Annotated in this window: 15 protein-coding genes, 1 tRNA gene and 1 pseudogene; 7 read left to right on the plus strand and 10 right to left on the minus strand. The window is 42.0% G+C overall.

What is annotated here, in order from left to right:
* Positions 1-133: 133 nt before the first annotated feature.
* From IPP86_17990 to IPP86_18000, 3 genes are all read right to left on the minus strand, one after another.
* Positions 134-613: a hypothetical protein gene (locus tag IPP86_17990; GenBank protein ID MBL0140394.1), complete on the minus strand. Its 480-nt coding sequence runs from the start codon at positions 611-613 to the stop codon at positions 134-136.
* 44 nt (positions 614-657) lie between these two features.
* Entirely contained in the window at positions 658-1,026 is a 369-nt protein-coding gene (locus tag IPP86_17995) for a response regulator (GenBank protein MBL0140395.1), read from the minus strand.
* Positions 1,027-1,209: 183 nt separating this feature from the next.
* The gene (locus IPP86_18000) at positions 1,210-1,995 is read right to left on the minus strand and encodes a hypothetical protein (GenBank protein MBL0140396.1); all 786 of its coding nucleotides are present in this window, start codon (positions 1,993-1,995) and stop codon (positions 1,210-1,212) included.
* Positions 1,996-3,220: 1,225 nt separating this feature from the next.
* Between IPP86_18000 and IPP86_18005 the strand changes: the two genes are divergently transcribed.
* The 3 genes from IPP86_18005 to IPP86_18015 all read left to right on the plus strand — a co-directional run bounded on the left by IPP86_18005 (position 3,221) and on the right by IPP86_18015 (position 5,907).
* The gene (locus IPP86_18005) at positions 3,221-4,114 is read left to right on the plus strand and encodes a MerR family transcriptional regulator (protein ID MBL0140397.1); all 894 of its coding nucleotides are present in this window, start codon (positions 3,221-3,223) and stop codon (positions 4,112-4,114) included.
* A 7-nt stretch (positions 4,115-4,121) separates the two neighbouring features.
* Positions 4,122-4,313 (plus strand): hypothetical protein, encoded by a 192-nt coding sequence (locus tag IPP86_18010; protein ID MBL0140398.1) that lies wholly within the window; start codon positions 4,122-4,124, stop codon positions 4,311-4,313.
* Positions 4,314-4,713: 400 nt separating this feature from the next.
* Positions 4,714-5,907, plus strand: a complete 1,194-nt coding sequence (locus IPP86_18015; GenBank protein ID MBL0140399.1) for a recombinase family protein — start codon at positions 4,714-4,716, stop codon at positions 5,905-5,907.
* Here the strand turns inward: IPP86_18015 and IPP86_18020 are convergent.
* From IPP86_18020 to IPP86_18030, 3 genes are all read right to left on the minus strand, one after another.
* Positions 5,870-5,941, minus strand: a tRNA-Glu gene (locus tag IPP86_18020). The genes IPP86_18015 and IPP86_18020 overlap by 38 nt on opposite strands.
* Before the next feature lie 70 nt (positions 5,942-6,011).
* Entirely contained in the window at positions 6,012-6,707 is a 696-nt protein-coding gene (locus IPP86_18025; protein ID MBL0140400.1) for a hypothetical protein, read from the minus strand.
* A gap of 17 nt (positions 6,708-6,724) precedes the next feature.
* The gene (locus IPP86_18030) at positions 6,725-8,197 is read right to left on the minus strand and encodes a proline--tRNA ligase (protein MBL0140401.1); all 1,473 of its coding nucleotides are present in this window, start codon (positions 8,195-8,197) and stop codon (positions 6,725-6,727) included.
* 123 nt (positions 8,198-8,320) lie between these two features.
* On the opposite strand from IPP86_18030, the gene IPP86_18035 reads away from it, so the two are divergent.
* Together IPP86_18035 and IPP86_18040 are read left to right on the plus strand one after the other, a co-directional pair.
* Positions 8,321-10,093 carry a hypothetical protein gene (locus IPP86_18035; GenBank protein MBL0140402.1) on the plus strand — a complete coding sequence of 591 codons (1,773 nt, stop codon included), beginning with the start codon at positions 8,321-8,323 and terminating at the stop codon, positions 10,091-10,093.
* A 109-nt stretch (positions 10,094-10,202) separates the two neighbouring features.
* Positions 10,203-11,657: an outer membrane protein transport protein gene (locus IPP86_18040; GenBank protein ID MBL0140403.1), complete on the plus strand. Its 1,455-nt coding sequence runs from the start codon at positions 10,203-10,205 to the stop codon at positions 11,655-11,657.
* 72 nt (positions 11,658-11,729) lie between these two features.
* On the opposite strand, the gene IPP86_18045 is transcribed toward IPP86_18040, so the two are convergent.
* The 4 genes and pseudogenes from IPP86_18045 to IPP86_18060 form a co-directional block, all read right to left on the minus strand.
* Positions 11,730-12,116, minus strand: a complete 387-nt coding sequence (locus IPP86_18045; protein ID MBL0140404.1) for a four helix bundle protein — start codon at positions 12,114-12,116, stop codon at positions 11,730-11,732.
* Between the two features lie 168 nt (positions 12,117-12,284).
* Positions 12,285-13,778: a tetratricopeptide repeat protein gene (locus tag IPP86_18050; GenBank protein MBL0140405.1), complete on the minus strand. Its 1,494-nt coding sequence runs from the start codon at positions 13,776-13,778 to the stop codon at positions 12,285-12,287.
* Positions 13,779-13,841: 63 nt separating this feature from the next.
* Positions 13,842-14,601 (minus strand): annotated as a pseudogene (locus IPP86_18055) (hypothetical protein).
* Between the two features lie 315 nt (positions 14,602-14,916).
* Positions 14,917-16,011, minus strand: coding sequence for a Nif3-like dinuclear metal center hexameric protein (locus IPP86_18060; protein MBL0140406.1), 1,095 nt, complete (start codon positions 16,009-16,011; stop codon positions 14,917-14,919).
* A gap of 83 nt (positions 16,012-16,094) precedes the next feature.
* Between IPP86_18060 and lpxK the strand changes: the two genes are divergently transcribed.
* Complete coding sequence (lpxK, locus tag IPP86_18065; GenBank protein MBL0140407.1) at positions 16,095-17,198, plus strand: tetraacyldisaccharide 4'-kinase; 1,104 nt, start codon at positions 16,095-16,097, stop codon at positions 17,196-17,198.
* An 80-nt stretch (positions 17,199-17,278) separates the two neighbouring features.
* A complete protein-coding gene (locus IPP86_18070; GenBank protein MBL0140408.1) occupies positions 17,279-18,676 on the plus strand; it encodes a choice-of-anchor B family protein in 1,398 nt (465 codons plus the stop codon).
* Positions 18,677-18,698: the final 22 nt, after the last annotated feature.

Here is an 18,698-nt window from a genome sequence, read left to right on the forward strand (position 1 = left end):
TTGAATTTGCTAAAGCATTGGATTGTCCGTTCATTATTTTTTTAGTGATGCACTGTCATGTTTTAAGACGAGGGGCTATAAATCGATTTCCATTGACATGCGACAGATAACGCGTCTTGCTACAGCAATTTATTCAGAAAGGATATCCCAATTTCTCATTCCTCTCCATTAATTCCGCCTCTGCCTTAATTTTACGATCAGCTCTTCGATAATTATGGCTAAATCTTTTACTCGCCAAGCACCCCTTTTCAATTTTAAGAATGAAATCAAATTCGAAAATTGATTCAAATCCTTGGTGGGCGTAATATAGACAATCTCCAATCGGTACTCTGAGTTTCCCTGTGTACCAATTTGCAAACACCACTGGCTCTCCAGGAAATAAGTATTCGATACCAACTTCCTTGTTGTCCAAAATAAACGCTTGCAAATCTGTCAGAAACAAGCGCTTGTTTTCAAATTTCCACGTTCCAATGTAACCTCGCCAAAAAGTGGAAGAGGGGGAACGAAATTCAATGGGTTCTTTCAAAGAGGCCAGATACGGCGCCAGTGGCTCTGTGACCATTGTATAATATTCATCTTCATACAGTATCCTCTCACCACTTTGAGCTGTCATGATTACAACAATATTTTTAGTGGTAATCTATATTGGATAATCGGTTAAATATTTTTCAGTCCTGCAATTGTATTTTCCAGTGTGGCCGGTGAAAAATGGTTCTTCGGTATCAGATCAGTTGCACCAGCCTTCATGAACTTCACGACGGAAATATTTTCGACGCCAATTGAATTAAGGATAATCGGAATTTTCTCCCGCATTATCCGAACCGAGTGAATCGTCCTCAGAACATCTTGTTCATTCCCTGCATTTGCACTGAGGAAGACGATGTCTCCATTATCTTCCCTTAACGCCTTCACCAATTCGTACTCATTTTTTACAAATTGGACTTCATGGTCGTTATCGATGGATTTTACAGCTCGTTTGAAAATCATTCGATCCAGTTCGTCTTCTTCGAGGACAAGAAATTTCATGAGGTGCGTATGAGTTTAGAGATTACTTAGACTGAATTAAAAAATTAAACCATCGAATAATATTCAAAAATATCATTTGCGGCCAGAACTCCAAAGATGAAATTGATCATGTCGAAGAAATCTACATGGCCAAAGCCTCTTCAAAACCAACTTTTTAGTAATATTTTGAAGTTCTAACAACTATTATCCAACTCCATTTCCTTTCTCAACCCAGCGATCGTGCAACTTTCCCCATTTTGAGCTCGAAGCTCCCAACTTGCCAGCCTGTCGTGGATGGCAAAGAGGAATAACTGAATACAATTTGTTGTTGATTTGCACGTCATGCTTTCTGCCGTATAACTCATCTGTCTCACCAAAATCTGACAGCTTAGAATATCGCCTATCATGGAACCTCAAAAACCACTTGATGGGCAGATCACCCAACAGGATTATCGTACCCGCTTTTGATTCTTCCAACTCATGTAATATTTCTTCCCGCCTTTCAAGTGAATCAAGTTCAGAGATATCAAAATCAGGCACGGTAGATTCAGAGAGGTTGTACTTCTTAACTATGGGCTTATAGAATTTATCGATTTTTGCCCGCTGGTTCTCATTTACCCTCGACTCTGGCAGCAAGTCGCAGAGCCAAGATTGCTCTCGTGTAAATCCGAGTGGTTCCAGGTATTTTTGATCAAGAACGTTACCAGATGGCCCATTTAGATGGGCCGCCGCTGGCTTCAACTGTCCAACTTCCTCTGGAACATGTATTCCAGATATTATCTTCTCAGCTCCATCTCCTCTCCAAAATATTTCAGGTTCACTGGCTACAGCAAGGGCAGCAACGATCTGCTTACCTCTTCTATCCACCCACCTGGCGTGAACCGCGCTGGCATAGACACCCAGTACGAACACATCTTTTTTGGTGCGGCTCTTCTGCTTCACCTGCCTTAGAGGCTGTCCGAATGGGAATGTAAATTGCTTGTTTTCCATTAAGTGTGTGTATTTAAAAAGTCACATCAATCATTCGAAATTAATTAAAAAACAATTTAGGTTTTTCTGAATCTAATTTGTATCGGCACAAGTTAGACAATTATTGTAGAAAGATTTGCATGGTCTCTTTATAAGCACCTCTTTGCTTAATTTAACATTATTTTAAACCATCAAGGGAAAGTGAAATTTACAAAAGAATCAAAAAAAATCTTTTTTATCGAATGGTATTTACAAAGTGTTTCAAAAAAATGTTTTTCAGCAATTTTTAAAAAACCAAATCGCATAATTCATGTGTGTCAAAAACACTTTTTTCTCACGCAAGAAATAGTTCTAAACTTATACGAGAAAATTTATTCCTATGCGGCGTGTTTGACGAGAAAAGAGATGCATTAAAGAATTTCAAAACGAAAAGAAGAGATCCGAATAAGTACTCAAGGCGATCTATGTAAGATAAGGGTAAATTTAATGTAAAAGCATTGAGTAAATCTTCAATTTCAGAGATTGGTTCCGGCCTTAAATCCCCTACGGGTCATGACACCTTATCAATAATTAAAAACCATCCTAATTGATCCATACTTTTATCACTGCTTCATTCTATTTGAACGGGTAGCTTACTAAACGGCCCCCTCCTATTCTAATTGGAATTTTTTATATGGGTGAGATAATATATCGATTCGGAAAAAAAATTCTTTTTCATTTAAAAAAACTTTTTTATGGCCTTTTACGGGAAAATTTAACATCACTTGAATTTACCTTCACCTTCCAATCGATGATTGAATCAATTACAAATACACAGCACATTTAACCGCTGCTTAATTACCCTCCAGGCTACTAATTTATTTGCGCTCTATTCATCCCGGATAGTTTTCATTTCAATACCCGGAACTATGGTAAAGTAAACCAGAACATTTTCACCGTATCGAATGGATGCAAGTAATCCACACTCCGACGTTTAACATCGCACAATTTTATACCGGTATAATGGGTGATCGATTCAATTTCCTCTGTAGTTTTTGTTACGGACCCGTGCTTAATAAGGTAGAATTAACCCCTACGGTTCCTCTACACTTAAGACCTTTTCAAAATAGGTTGGATATTAACGATACTTTTTATGCCGTCCATATTGATATATTTCAAAGCATGTAAAAACACATAAAAAATGAGTTTTTCGACAAATATTTGCATGTTTTCTTAATAATGAACATATTTGTTCATTATTAAAAAAATGAAACAGATCGAGAATCTTCGAACCCTGAAATCGAAATATTTCGACGGCCGGCCTTTTAGTTTGCAAGACTGCGGAGTTACCCACCGCGAGCTTACGTATTGGGATACGAAGGGTCTTTTACCCATTCAAGTAGAAGCAATGAAATGGAGACGTTTTAACCTGACGGAATTGGTGTGGCTTCGACTTATTGCGCGACTCCGGCAATTTAATGTTGGATTGAATGTAATTGCAATTGTGAAGGCTGAACTTTTTTTCGAAAGTGCTTTTACTGAATTGCTCACTGATCAGGTAAAAGCCAAAGCAATTGAATTTTTAGAACCACTACCAGAAGGTATTTCAAAAGATTCTGCCTTTAATGAAGATTTTCTTTTAAGCGTGAAAAATATTTCTTTCTCCACATTTGAATTACTCTTAATGCAAATTCTACTTACAGGAGAAAATATTTCAATCATAATTTCTATCGAAGAAAATCCAAAAGGCGGATCCAAAGAGGGTTATGAAATTCATGTCCTTCCTCTACTCCTTGATCAATTACAAATCCAGGTAAATAATCATGAAATTCAATCAATACTTCGTAAGAACTACATTTCAATTTCGTTAAATCACCTTTTCGAAGAAGTAATCTGCTTAGGAAGGGTTGAAAAAGTTGGCAAATTGTTTGAACTTTCTGAAAAGGAAGAAAAAGTGCTCGAATATCTTCGGGAAAATCGCTACAAATCAATTGAAGTCACTTTTAATGATGGACAGCCTAAACTTCTTCTCGCTACGGAAGAGCTGAAAGCAAGCCCTAACGTAAAACTGATTGACCTTATCATCAAAGGTGTTTACGCAGACATTAAAGTGATTACTGAAAACGGATCAATAGTTCACTTGGAAAAAAATCAAAAATAAAATTGTAATGAAAACTCAGGCACTGGAAAAACCAGGCTTAACATTTACCTGGATTTTGGACCGGAAAAACCGGCAGAAATTCATCATGGGTAAATCACATGATCTCATTAGAAGAGGCAAAAAAATTCTTTCTAAAGCAAAAGAAAATATTCAGACAAAGAAGTATTGCAAGTATTATCAGCCATTGAAGCGCTTGTGAAAATTGAACTAGAACTTAATAAGAACCCATCAAAAACAATGATTTCATGGAAGAAGTAGTTATCTATACACGGGTATCGACCGATGAGCAGGCCGACAAGGGGTACAGCTTACGCGACCAGACAGCCCGGTTGAAGAATTATTGTTCTTTGTATGACCTAAACATTGTTGGACACTTCCAGGACGACTTCTCCGCTAAAACATTTGAACGTCCAGAGTTTATCAAGCTGTTGAATTTCATCCGAGAGAAAAAATCGGTGCGCAAGGTTCTCTTTCTAAAATGGGATCGATTCTCAAGAAACCTGAATGATGCCATGAATATGCTTGGGAAGCTTCGTAAAATGAATGTCGAAGCAAATGCAATTGAGCAAATCATTGATTTCTCCATCCCAGAGCAAAAGATGATGTTGGCAATCTATTTAACTGCTCCGGAGATCGAAAATACCAGAAGAGCAATGAATACAACCCAAGGAATGCGACGAGCTAAAAAAGAAGGCAGATGGGTTTCTACACCACCATTAGGATATAGTTATAGCAGGGATGAAAAAAATAAACCCATCATCATTCCCAATGAAAAAGCGTATTTCGTTTTGAAAGCATTTGAATTGTACGCAAGCGGACGATATCATGTTGAGGAGGTGAGAAGGATATTAAACAAGAAAGGAATGAAATGCGGAAGGAACAATATCTGGCTATTGTTAAGAAACCCTTTGTACTGTGGCAAAATTCTTATTAAAGCTTACTTGAAAGAACCAGAAGAAATTGTTACCGGTTTACATAAACCAATTGTTTCAGAAGAACTTTTCCTAAAGGTTCAGCAAATGCTTTTACAAAAGAGTAAGATCAAATCGAAACCAAAGAAAGTAAACGAAACATTTCCGTTGAGAGGTTATCTGATATGTCCCAGGTGCGGTAGAAATTTGAGTGGAAGCTACTCCGTAGGAAAAGTTGGAGGTCGTTATGCCTATTATCATTGCATGCTTGGTTGCAAAGAGAGACAAAAAGCAGAAGTCCTGAATGAGCAAATCAAAACATGGATGAAAAAGCTACAATTGAAACCAGAAATAAAAGAACTGTTTCTTCATTTATTTGAAAAACAAATGACGCTCCATAGTCAGAATGATAGAACAGATAGAAAACTATTACAACAAAAACTCAATCATGCGAAATTTACATTAGAAAAAATAGACGAGAAATATTTGAAAGATGATATTGATAAAGTATCATACAATCGATTGATCTCAAAACAAAATCAAATCATTGGAGAATTGCAGCTTGAGCTTTCAAATACTTCAACAAGTAAATTACCTGTGAAGAAAGATTTTGAGAAGGGATTAAATATTCTGACAAGTCTCGGATCACTATATGAAACATCATCAGTAGACCAAAAGAGATATTTATTGAGTTCGATATTCTCAGAAAAACTGATTTTTGAAGAAAATGAATTTCGAACTCCCGAACCCAATGAGTTGATAGGCCTACTCTTCAATACTGGCGCGGGTTTCCAGAGGGGGAAAAGAAAAAAGACCGGTAAAAAAACCGATCTTTCCCTGAGGGTAGCCCGTAGGGGAATCGAACCCCTGTTTCATCCGTGAAAGGGACGCGTCCTAACCCCTAGACGAACGGGCCATTTGTTCAATGGGCTGCAAAGGTAATTTTTTTTTCAAAAACTCAAATTTGTTGGGAAATTTTTTCTTTTTCAGGGCATCCCGAGGGGATTCGCATCTGACTGAAAACGAAAGCCTAAGCGTTTGCCGGTGGCGATTTTGGACTGAATTGAGCTTTCCATCACTTCCTGGACGGAAATCTGCGTCATTTGCTCATAAGGTGGAATGTAGGGATCAAAATCCAGACTGTACAGAATCGCCGATTCTACCACCTTTCGGAGGTTTTCATTGTCTAAAACAGCGGAACTGAAGTCGTTGTAAAGGAAACCCAACTGCCTTTTTCCCTCTACAAAAAAATGACCGTCCTTATTCACGAAGATTCTTCCTATCAATAATCCAATATCATTGGTCCGGTTGTACTTGAAACTGTCGGAAAGGAAATTGTAGATATAGATCTTTCCGCAATACGAACGGTTCGGGTCTTCCTGCACATAAGAGGTCTTCCAGACTTCATGATCCCTGTCGAAGGTAAACACATTGGTATGCATCAGAAAGATCAGGGTATCATCCGCCAGGGTAAACTCCATCTCGTAGTCTCCCCTATCCTTGAACTCGAGCGCAATGTCCTTATCGATCTTTTTGATCTCCTTCTGCATCTCTGTATACAGCTTCTGCAGAATCTCTTTGAGCTGAAAAAAAATTGCCTGCGTACGCTCAAACACCTCCTGCTTGAGGACGACTTTCTCGCGAAGCAATTTGTAAATCAGTTCCTGTGAGTTGCCCGACATCCTTCAAAGATAGAAAATCAGTAAGCCCTTGCAAATATCACCCTGCGCGAAGAAGGTTTGCCGGTATAAATGCATTTGCCTTCCTCCGCTTTGGAATCCATCGGAATGCAACGGATTGTGGCTTTTGTCTCTTCTTTGATCTTCAATTCAGTCTCCGTAGTACCATCCCAATGCGCCATCACAAAACCACCTTCATCGAGCTGCTTTTTGAATTCATCGTATGTATCGGCTTTGTATGTATGCGTTTCGCGGAATGTCAGCGCTTTGTTGTACAGATTACTCTGGATTTGCTCGAGCAAATGTTCCACTTTCAAAGCGAGATCCGTGATCTGCATCACCGACTTTTCCTTGGTATCCCTTCTCGCCACTTCCACAGTACCATTCTCGAGATCGCGCGGACCGATAGCGATGCGCACAGGAACTCCCTTGAATTCATACTCTGAAAATTTCCATCCCGGTTTTTGTGTGTCACGATCATCGTATTTCACACTTACTCCTTTTGCGCGCAGATCCGATGAGATTTTATTCGCCACCGCACTGATCGCGGCGAGCTGTTCATCCGTCTTGTAAATCGGTACAATCACCACCTGAATCGGAGCCAGTTTTGGAGGAAGAACCAGTCCGTCGTCGTCACTGTGTGCCATCACCAATGCACCCATCAATCGCGTGGAGACGCCCCAGGAAGTTGCCCATACAAAATCCTGTTTGCCTTCACGGTTGGTGAATTTTACATCAAATGCTTTCGCGAAATTTTGTCCAAGGAAATGAGAGGTTCCTGCCTGCAGCGCTTTACCATCCTGCATCATCGCTTCGATGCAATAAGTATCCAATGCGCCGGCGAAACGTTCGTTAGCTGTCTTTACTCCTTTCACCACCGGAATCGCGAGTGTGTTTTCCGCGAATTCGGCATATACATCCAGCATCCGCAAAGTCTCTTCAACGGCTTCCTTGTCGGTAGCATGCGCCGTATGTCCTTCCTGCCAGAGAAATTCCGCGGTACGCAAAAACAAACGCGTCCGCATCTCCCAACGGACCACATTCGCCCACTGGTTCACCAGGATCGGAAGATCGCGGTAGGACTGGATCCAGCCACGGTAGGTATTCCAGATGATGGTCTCGGAGGTCGGACGGATGATCAGCTCTTCTTCGAGTTTCGCTTCCGGATCCACGATAATACCACTGCCATCCTCCGCGTTTTTCAGACGGTAATGGGTCACAACGGCACACTCTTTGGCAAAGCCTTCAACGTGAGAGGCTTCCTTGGTAAAGAATGACTTCGGTATAAATAGCGGGAAATAGGCGTTCTGATGCCCGGTGTCCTTGAACATTTTGTCCAGGGTCGCCTGCATCTTCTCCCAGATGGCATAGCCATAGGGTTTGATCACCATACATCCTCTAACTGCTGAATTCTCAGCAAGATCGGCCTTAACGACCAGGTCGTTATACCATTGTGAATAATTTTCCGCGCGGGTTGGAAAGTCTTTTCCCATATGAATTAATTTTCCGAAAATGAATTTTGGTACAGTGTTTGTAAATAAGGAAACAAAAGTAAGAATTTATCCCCCTGTTAATATTTCCGCCTCAATTATCATCTAAACGGAAAGGAACCAACAATGAAAAAGCTTCAACTCCTCCTCAGCTCCGCGACCCTGCTTTTTTTGGGTGCATGTTCATCCACCTATCATGCAGGCAACGATTCAGCGGATGATGTCTACTACTCCTCCAAAGACTATTCAAAACCGAAAGCAACGACCTATCCTGCGACGGCTCCCGCTTCGGAATATTCCCAGAACAATAACAACACTTCTACCGAACCTTCCAACGATCAGAGCAATTATTCCAATTCCAATGATCAGAACGGAACCTATCCTGCTGATGAACGCAGTCAGGATTATTCCAATTCCACTCAGACGCAGGACGGACAGGGAAATACCTATGTCACCAACAACTATTACAACGACGACGATTATTATGATTACGCCTACTCTGCCCGACTCCGCAGATTTTACAGTCCGGTTGTAGGCTATAGTTATTATGATCCTTATTACACCAATTCTTACTGGTACGATTACAACCCAAGTTCATGGGGCGTGAGTATTTACCTGGGTTACCACTGGTGGGCTCCTTCTTATTATTATACATCACCTTTCTGTTATGGCGGCGTGAGCATCGGTTGGGGTTACAGTCCGTGGTATTATGATCCATGGTACAGCAGTTATTATTCTCCTTACTCTTATGGTTATGGATACAATCACGGTTATAGTGATGGTTATTGGGCCGGTTATAATCACGGATATTATGATGGTTATTATGGCAATGGTAATCCATACTATTATAACAGTTACGACAACAACAGTTATTACGGTCCTCGCGGAACAGCCAGCGGAAATAGTCCGCGTCCTTCCGGTCGTCAGAACAGTGAATCACCAAGAACACTGGGAGAAAAATACCAGATGGCTCAACAGGAAGGCAGAATTCCTTCCATGCCTTCAAAAGGTTTGAACAATGGCGACTCTAAGGAAATGGTGAGACCTTCAGGTAAACCAAACGCCACACAACAGGAGAAAAATCCTGCGGTTGTAGGACGTCCGCAAATCGGAGACAGTCAAAATCAGAATGGAGACACTCGTCCGACTTCACCGGTGAAAGGCAACAACCAGAATCAGAATGGCGATACACGTCCTTCCAATAACAATGGTGATGTTCGTCCGGTTCAACCTTCCAAAGGTGGTGATATGAATGACAACGCGACTTCTCCCCGTCCTTCTAAAGGGGTGATCAGCGATAAAAACCAGAATGGAAATCCATCAGGTGGCGATGTGAGACCTAACCAGGGAACTGTACCAACAACGAAACCAAATCCTGCTGTTGTTACTCCTTCCAATCCTCAGGATGTAAAATCTCCTTCACAGCCTTCAAAAAGAAATGATCAGGCGCCAACTGTGCGTCCGAATTACACCAATCCTGCTCAGCAGAACAATCAACAGCCACGCAAAAATGATCAGCAACCGCGTCCAAAGAACAATTCATCCAATGCTGATTTCCAGAACCGTGGTGATGTAATGAATCAATCAGGCAATGGCGAACAGCAAAATAGCAATAACAATGGCTGGACCCCACGCAACGAGCAACAGCGCAATGGCGATGTACAAAGACCTGTGCAACAAAACAGACAGGAAGTAACACCGCCAAGACAGGAAAGAAGCAATATCGTTGTTCCAAGTCCGCGTCAGGAAACCCGTCCGTCAATGGTTCAGCCAAGAAATGAACCCAAACAATTCCGCCAGGAAAGTCCTGCTCCACAACGCAGCAATACTCAGCCTGCTCCTGCTCCACGTCAGAACAATTCCGGTGAGCAACGCAGCAATGGCGGAAGAAGAAAATAAGTTTAAAAATTTAATCAGTACAATTTACAATTCCATGTTTCCTGCCCGCATGCCTGACCTAGAGAGAACTAAAAGGTATGCGGGCTTTTTTATTCAATACTCCCGTATTATGAAAAAGATACTCCCATCATTCCTACTTCTGTTCATCAGCATCTCCTCATTTGCACAAACTGATCTGGATGCATTTCGTTATTCACAAAGCAACCTGAGCGGCACTTCCCGGTTCACAAGTATGGGCGGCGCATTCGGCGCGTTGGGCGGAGATTTCTCCTGTCTGGCCGCGAACCCTGCAGGTATTGCCATTTACCGTAAATCAGAAATTTCATTTACTCCTTCCGTTTTCATCGGATCAACGGAATCGAATTTTCTTGGAAAGACGAATACGGAGCGACGTTTCAATTTTAATTTTGGTAACGCGGGAGCGGTGTTCACACATAAGCTCACAGAAAACGATGAAGGTTCAGGATGGAAAAGCTGGAACTTTGGTTTTGGATACAACCGTATCAACAATTTTCACAACAGAAGCTTTTACGAGAATACCAACCCTAAGAATTCCCTCACAAATTATTTCGCTGAAAACGCGCAGGGTACCGGTTATGAAAACCTGGATCCATTTTACGAATACCTCGCCTATTACACTTACCTGATCAATCCTGATTCAGTAAACAATTACTCCTCCGCTGTGCCGAACGGAAATATTGTACAAAGAAGAAGTTCGGAAACAAGAGGATCAATGGGAGAAACAAATATCTCTTTCGGCGGGAATTACAGCAATCGTTTGTTTCTCGGAGGAAGTATCGGCTTCGCGAACATTCGTTATCTGGAAGAAACAACTTTTGAAGAGATCGATAAAGAGAATGTGATCGACACACTCAATCAGTTTCAGTTCGATCAGAATCTGACAACACGTGGTTTTGGTTTTAATTTCAAATTCGGGATGATTTACCGTGCTGCCGACTGGGTCAGACTGGGCGCGACTATTCACACTCCAACCTGGTACAGTATGCATGATGACTATAACAGCACGATGAAAGCGAAATTTGACGGTGGTTATTCCGATACTAAAGATTCTCCTGACGGTTCTTACGATTACACGCTCACGACTCCTTTCAAAGCGATTGGAAGTCTGGCTTTCATCATCGGCAAATACGGACTCATCAGCGGCGACTATGAATTCAGTGATTACAGTGAAGCCCGCCTGGATGCTGTTGACGCGACATTCGCTGACGCGAACGATGTGATCCGGAACAAATACACTTCCACCAGCACGCTTCGTGTCGGTGCCGAGTACAGAATCGGCAATTACAGTTTGCGTGGAGGAACAGCATTCACTTCATCACCACTCAACACGCAATACATTGCCGGCGGCGCTGACTTCAAGAAAACCAGCTATGGCGGCGGAATCGGAATCCGTGATAAAGATTTGTTTGTGGATATCGGCTACATGTACACCGAAAGCAACGAGTACTTCCAACCCTACACCCTCCGCAACCAGGACGTCCCCGGCGTTAAGAACAAAGTGAGGACGAATAATGTGACGATTACCTTCGGCGTCCGTTTTTAGTGCTTAGTGGTTAGTGCTTAGTGCTTGGTGGTTAGTGCTTAGAGGTTAGAGGTTAGAGGTTAGTTGTGGTAGCTAAGACTTGCTATTTCTCGTTGCCTGTTTAATTGCACGCTCCTGATAATTTATAAATCCATTTAAAAGTCTTTTACATTCTTCGCATTTTTCTGTCAAATTCGATAAATCATTTTCTGATAGATATCCCAAATCAAGAGACAAGATTAATGCAGTTTCTAATTCATTCAAGGAACCTCTCGAGATATACATAAAGTGAATAGTTTCCTTACGATGAAATCTTCCACATCCTTCGGCAAAATTGAGTGGTATTGAAATTGCCGCCCTTCTGATCTGAGAAGTCAAACCAAAAATTTCTTCTTTTGGAAAAGCTCTTGTTGCTTCATAAATCATTTTGACTAATGCACGTGCTTGAACCCAAACATCCAGGTTTTTATAGGACTTCATCTGATTGAATTTAAAACCAAAGAAAGAATGAAGTTCCCTCAACCACAACTCAGTAAAAGGAGGATATTATATTGGCAAAAAACACTATGCACTAACCACCAAGCACTACCCTCCAAGCACTAACCACCAACCACTAAGCACTAACCTCTAAGCACTAACCACCAAAATCTACTCCCCTGCACTAATCCTATCCAGCCCCGCCTGCGCTTTCTGGTCGATGCTGTTTTGGTATTCGTGGTGATCGAGGGCGAGGCATTGGTTGTAGTAGGAGATGGCTTTTTCGGGTTCGTTACGTTCTTCGTAGATCATGCCGAGGAGCAGAGCACTGTTCGCGGCGAAATAATAGCGTGAGCTGGCGCCATTTTTTAATGTCTGCTGATAATACTCGATGGCTTTGTCGATTTGTTTCATGCGATGCAGAATTCTTCCGAAGCGATAGGTGACTTCCAACTGATCACGGTAGCGGGGAAAACTGTCGAGCGGCTGTCCGGCGATTTCAGAAAGAGATTCTTTGTAATAACCTCCGTCAAAAAGCAAACGCGAACGCAGCAACAATGCGTTTGGCGTTTCGGTACTGCTTGCTTCATTCATGGCTTCTTTATCTTCATCGACAAACTGTCCACCCGATTCCCTGCAATGCATCATGCATTCGTGATAATTTTTCTGATCGCCTTTTAGAAAAGAGATCCAGGCCAGTTTCTGCCAGGCCGCTTTAATATAATTCGTGCCTTTGAAATTCGTGATGAATTTCCGGATGTCGGCATCGCCAGTGTAATCAAGCTTGCGCAATTTCGCGAGTCCGGTTTTGTAGGAGAGAAAATGAAACTGAAAGACACCTTCCTGATTCATGGGAAGTGTGAGCACTTTCAAAGCATCTTCGTTTCTTCCCATTTTCATGGCCACATTCGCGTAGCAATAACGAATCAGGGGACTCTCCGCTGTCGACGGAAGCATCCATTCTAGCAATTGTTGTCCGTGTGTTTCATTTTTCGCGAATGAATTGTGAATGTTGCCGAGGTAAAAAAGCAATTCATCACGATAACAGGCATAGGGCGAACCTTCGAGGTGATCGTAAAGACTAACGAGTTCAGCCGTGCCTTCAGGGACCGTTCCTTCAAGTCCGGCCATCTCTACCAGCCAGTGGTATTCACGGGGAATAGCGCCGACCAGCACGTGCAGGAAGCCCATCAGTTTCCGGTTGAGGATAAATGTCGGGAAGATGGCTTCGTTTCTCTCGACCATTCGATAGGCTTTACGGATATCGGTCGCGGCGGAAACATGCTCTTTGAATTTCACTTTCAGCATAGCTTCCTGCATAATCATTTCCGCGTTCACATAGAGGTGAAAAGGCGAAGAAGAATCATTTTTATCCTTTGAAATAATTTTCAATCGTTGCGCTACATTCTTTTTCAATAAAATGAAATCACTTTCTTCTTCCGTGATAAATCCGGTTAGAAAATCAATGTAATTTTCATACAACAAAGTGAGATGATTGCCGGGTTTTTCGAGATGCTCTTTTGCGAGAAGTTTTTTTCCTTCTTCCAGATGCAAATTCAGAATGCGGGAATAAGCCAGCCGGAGATTGTCATCAAATTCATAGTACGCGAAGGCCGGCATCACCGGCAGAAAAAGCAGTAAAAAACAAAAGAGCCTTTGTTTCACTTTACGAAAATAAAAAAAGGGATTCCGGTAAAGAAATCCCTTTAATATAATTTTAGAGAATGATTAATCCACTGTTTCTTCATCCGCGATTTTCGGATCCACGAGGATACGACCGCAATGTTCGCACACGATTACTTTTTTGTGCTGACGGATATCCAGTTGGCGCTGAGGCGGGATTTTGTTGAAGCAACCTCCGCAAGCATCACGCTGAATGGCGACAACACCAAGACCGTTACGGGCATTGGTACGTACACGTGAATATGCGGCGAACAAACGCTCGTCAACGATGGTCTGAGCTTTTGTAGAAATTTTACGCAGGTGATCCTCTTCTTTCTGAGTCTCTTCAACGATGCTTTCCAGTTCCGCTTTTTTCATTTTCAGAACGGTGTTCTTTTCATCGAGAACGGCTTGTGTTTCTTCGAGGATAGCATTTTTCGTTACCACTTCGATAGAAAATTCCTTCGCGCGTTTTTCTGCCAGTTGAATTTCCAGGTTCTGGAATTCGATTTCTTTGTTCAGAGAATCAAACTCACGATTGTTCTTCACTTTCGATTGTTGTGATTCGTATTTCTTGATGGCTTCTTTTGCATCTTTCACCGCTTGTTTCTTTTTTAGAAACCTGGTCGTTGAGATGAGCCATTTCTTCATTGATATTTGAAATCCTGGTGTTGAGACCAACGATTTCATCTTCGAGATCGCTCACTTCCATTGGAAGTTCACCACGAATCGTTCTGATCTTATCGATGTTTGAATCAATTTCCTGCAGAACGTAAAGTGCTTTCAGTTTTTCTTCCACGGTAAACTCGGAATGATCGAGCTCCATGATTTCGTTCAGCTTTTTCTCGAGCCGGTTTACGTCGATGATCTTTTCGATCTTACGTGGTTTGAACGTAACCTGTTCTTTCGTCTTGATCTTTGCTTTGGCTAATTTGGATAAGCTCACGTCTGATTTATTTTGGTTGATAGATGTTCGTTCTTCTTCTTTGCCTGAAGCACGCGAAGTCGCGGCTTTTGTTTTCGATGCTTTCTTCACAGAAGCATCTTCCTTTTTCGCCGTTTTAGCCAGGGACTTTTTCGTGGCCATACATTGAATGATTCAAGTATTTTATAAGTAATTCAATCAAATAAAGCGATTGAATCAGAAATAATGGACAGGATTCGTATTTACCCCGGTTAAGCGGACGGCAAAGGTAGAAAATTTTTTAAGAATCAGATCCCTAAACAGTTCGATGGTGAACTGTTCGCTCTCATAATGGCCAATATCGGTGATCAGGATGCGATTTTCGGCATCAAAAAACTGATGGTATTTGTAATCCGCTGTGATAAATGCCTGAGCACCAGCACGTATCGCATCTGAAAGCAGGAAGCTTCCAGAGCCTCCGCAAACCGCTACTTTTTCTATCTTCTTGTTAATCAATGATGTATGTCTAATGCAAGCTGTTTTCATCGTTTTCTTCACCATTTCAAGAAATTCTCTGGCTTCCAGAGGCTGTGAAAGGGTGCCAATCATGCCTGAACCGGTTTGTACATGATCATTTTCAAGCGAATACAAGTCGTAGGCGATTTCCTCGTAAGGATGTGAAGATCGGAGAGCCTTCAGAATGGCGGATTCCATCCATTTTTCATAGATCACTTCGATGCGGGTTTCCGCTTCCTCGTGCAGTTTGCCGGGACTGCCGACATAGGGTTTCGTCTGATCATTTCCCCGAAACGTTCCTGTTCCGGGAACATTGAAACTACAGGAATCATAATTTCCGATACCTCCCGCGCCTGCATCAAACAAGGCTGAACGAACGATTTCAGCTTTGTCATGCGGACAAAAAGTAACGAGTTTCCGGAGCAGATTTTTTTTCGGAGAAAGGATTTCCAGTCCGCTCAAGCCCAGTGTTTCCGCGATCTTGCGGTTGACACCGTTACGGACATTGTCGAGATTGGTATGGGCGGCGTAAATGGCGATGTTGTTTCGAATAGCGGAGATAACAGTGCGCTCGATGTAATTTTTCCCATTGAGCTTTTTCAATCCGCTAAAAATGATGGGATGATGGGCAATAACGAGGTTGCAGCCGGTCTGCACGGCCTCCGCGATGACCTCCTCCGTACTATCCAGGCAAAGCAGAACCCCGGTGATTTCCATGGACGGATCACCCACCAGTAAGCCGGCATTATCGTAGGATTCCTGCAGGGATAAGGGAGCAATTTGCTCCAGATAATCTGTCAATTCCTTGATCTTCATAGCATCTTCGAAAATTGATATGAAATTCAATACTACAAAAAATTGCTTCAGGGCAATCATGCTAATTTTTGTAATTTGCCACGGTGCAAACGTTACGCAGACTATTATGGCCATTTTCACTTCTCTACGGAGTGATCATGCAGGTGAGGAATTTTCTTTTCGACAGGGGAATCATCAAATCCGCTTCATTTCCGGTTCCGGTTATTGGAATTGGCAACCTGAGCACAGGTGGTACGGGCAAAACTCCGCATGTTGAATACCTCATTCGTTTGCTTCAAAAAGAGTACAAGATTGCCACGCTGAGTCGTGGTTATGGAAGGCATACCAAAGGCTTTTTACTTTTAAAATCACCGGCGAACACCTGGATGTATGGCGATGAGCCCATGCAATACTTTACCAAATTTCCGGGTGTACGCGTATCGGTAGGTGAAGACAGGACCGCGGCGATAGAAGAACTGATGCGTCTGAATCCGAAGATCGAAATCATTCTGATGGATGATGCCTTTCAGCACAGACATGTGAAACCCGGACATTCTATTTTGCTGATAGAATACGACAGCATCTTCAAAACAGATTTTATGTTGCCTGCCGGAAATTTACGGGAACCTTTCAGCGGTAAAAAACGTGCGGATACCATCATCATCACCAAGTCGCCAAATATTCTTGTGCCGATAGAACGTAAACGTATACTGGAGAGACTTGAACCACTGGAACACCAGCAGGTATTTTTCTCATTTTATAAATACGGAGAATTTAACCGTGTGACGGGCAAACAAACAGGCATGCTGATGGGAGCCAGTTATTACATGGAGAAACGATTCACCATTCTGATGGTGACAGGAATCGCGAATCCATCAGGGTTGTTGGAATACTTGCGGAGACATACTGATAAGCTGGAGACATTGATCTTCCCGGATCATCATGAATTTTCAACAAAAGACATCCGTAAGATTCAGGAGACCTTCGACAATATCGCCAATCAGAGCAAGATCATTGTGACCACAGAAAAAGACGCGATGCGATTGCAGAACCCGGAGTTGGAACCATTGATCAGCAATCTTCCTTTGTTTTATTTACCTATTGAAGTTGCTTTTCACCAGGATGAAACCGGTTTTAATAACCGGATCATGGATTATCTCAAAAAAAATCCGCCGGCCAACCGGATGATTCAATCCAGCACACGATAGTTTAACAGGTCAGCTATTTTTTCAGCTGCAGAATCAAGAAAAAATCTCCTTAACTTGTAGGCACATACAATAGCTAAAAAATGAAAAAGACAATTCTACTTTGCCTGATGGTATTCCTTGCAATGGCAGGTCATGCTCAGTATGATCATCAGAATATAAATTTGTTCAGCAATTTTGATGACCCGAATGTTACACCGGAACCAACCTATGGAATCCGTTATCAAAGTTGTTATGGATGGGCCAATCCAATTGATGGAAAAGAATATGGAATTATCGGATCTACATCCGGAACCTATATTATCGAAGTCACAGATCCAAGCAATATCGTACAACGGGATTATGTTCCGGGAAGACATACTGATTGCATCTGGCATGAATTCAAAACCTACGGAAACTATCTCTATATCATCAGTGATGATGCCGGTAACAATAGTTTACAAATTGCCGATATGAGTTACCTGCCGGATTCTGTGCATATCGTTTATGACGGAACCAGCGTATTTACGCATGCACATACTTTGTACATTGAAGGAGACAAACTATACGTAGCTTCAGTGGCTACTGGAAGTAATTATTCGTCCATGAATGTGTACACACTTGGAAATCCTGCTCTTCCGGTATTGCTTCGCCGACTTGATCAGGATTATCCGATCATCAACCAGGTGCACGACATGTATGTTGTGCATGATACTGTATTTGCCTCCTGTGGATATGATGGTCTGCACATATACAAATACGATGAAAGCCTGAATCAGTTTTTAGAAATCGGAAATCTGACCACTTATCCTGATCAGGGATATAATCACAGTAGTTTTCTTTCGAAGGATCACAGCATGTTGTACATGTGTGATGAAGTACCTGATGGTATGGCTATAAAAGTTGTGGATGTTACAGATGTAGCGAATCCGATTACCGTACATACCTTTTCTTCCAATCCTGGAAATACACCACACAATCCTTATGTAAAAGATGATATGCTGGTAATGGCGAATTACCAGGATGGAGTATACATCTATGACATTGGCACACCCTCTTTACCTGCACTGATGGGTTTCTTTGATACACATCCACAAAACACTCCGGGAACGTATCCGAGTCCGGCTTACGCCGGAGCATGGGCTGCCTACACCGATTTACCAAGCGGAGTAATACTGGCTAGTGATATGCAATTGGGTTTATTTGTGCTGGATATTTCACCCATTCTAAGTGTGAAAAACAATGCCGTAAAAGCTGAAGCACTTTCCATTTACCCAAATCCTGCCGCTGAATTTGTAAAAATAAAATTACCGGAAACGAGTCAGGCCATTACCGGTGCTCAGATCAGTGATCTTTCAGGAAGAATTATCAGAACAATCAATTTGTCAAATACAAGTTTATCCGAATGTAAAATAAAAGTGGATGATCTTGTCCCCGGAATATATTTTGTGGACATCAAAACATCTTCTAAAACATACACGGGAAAAATTTGTGTCCGGTAAGTTGATTATCCATTCAAAATCC

The organism is Bacteroidota bacterium (assembly GCA_016720935.1).
Taxonomy (GTDB): Bacteria; Bacteroidota; Bacteroidia; order AKYH767-A; family 2013-40CM-41-45; genus JADKJP01.

Coding starts and splice junctions, on each gene's coding strand:
- IPP86_17990 (MBL0140394.1), bottom strand. CDS start 613: ATGACAGCTCAAAGTGGTGAGAGGATACTGTATGAAGATGAATATTAT.
- IPP86_17995 (MBL0140395.1), bottom strand. CDS start 1,026: ATGAAATTTCTTGTCCTCGAAGAAGACGAACTGGATCGAATGATTTTC.
- IPP86_18000 (MBL0140396.1), bottom strand. CDS start 1,995: ATGGAAAACAAGCAATTTACATTCCCATTCGGACAGCCTCTAAGGCAG.
- IPP86_18005 (MBL0140397.1), top strand. CDS start 3,221: ATGAAACAGATCGAGAATCTTCGAACCCTGAAATCGAAATATTTCGAC.
- IPP86_18010 (MBL0140398.1), top strand. CDS start 4,122: ATGAAAACTCAGGCACTGGAAAAACCAGGCTTAACATTTACCTGGATT.
- IPP86_18015 (MBL0140399.1), top strand. CDS start 4,714: ATGATGTTGGCAATCTATTTAACTGCTCCGGAGATCGAAAATACCAGA.
- IPP86_18025 (MBL0140400.1), bottom strand. CDS start 6,707: ATGTCGGGCAACTCACAGGAACTGATTTACAAATTGCTTCGCGAGAAA.
- IPP86_18030 (MBL0140401.1), bottom strand. CDS start 8,197: ATGGGAAAAGACTTTCCAACCCGCGCGGAAAATTATTCACAATGGTAT.
- IPP86_18035 (MBL0140402.1), top strand. CDS start 8,321: ATGAAAAAGCTTCAACTCCTCCTCAGCTCCGCGACCCTGCTTTTTTTG.
- IPP86_18040 (MBL0140403.1), top strand. CDS start 10,203: ATGAAAAAGATACTCCCATCATTCCTACTTCTGTTCATCAGCATCTCC.
- IPP86_18045 (MBL0140404.1), bottom strand. CDS start 12,116: ATGAAGTCCTATAAAAACCTGGATGTTTGGGTTCAAGCACGTGCATTA.
- IPP86_18060 (MBL0140406.1), bottom strand. CDS start 16,011: ATGAAGATCAAGGAATTGACAGATTATCTGGAGCAAATTGCTCCCTTA.
- IPP86_18070 (MBL0140408.1), top strand. CDS start 17,279: ATGAAAAAGACAATTCTACTTTGCCTGATGGTATTCCTTGCAATGGCA.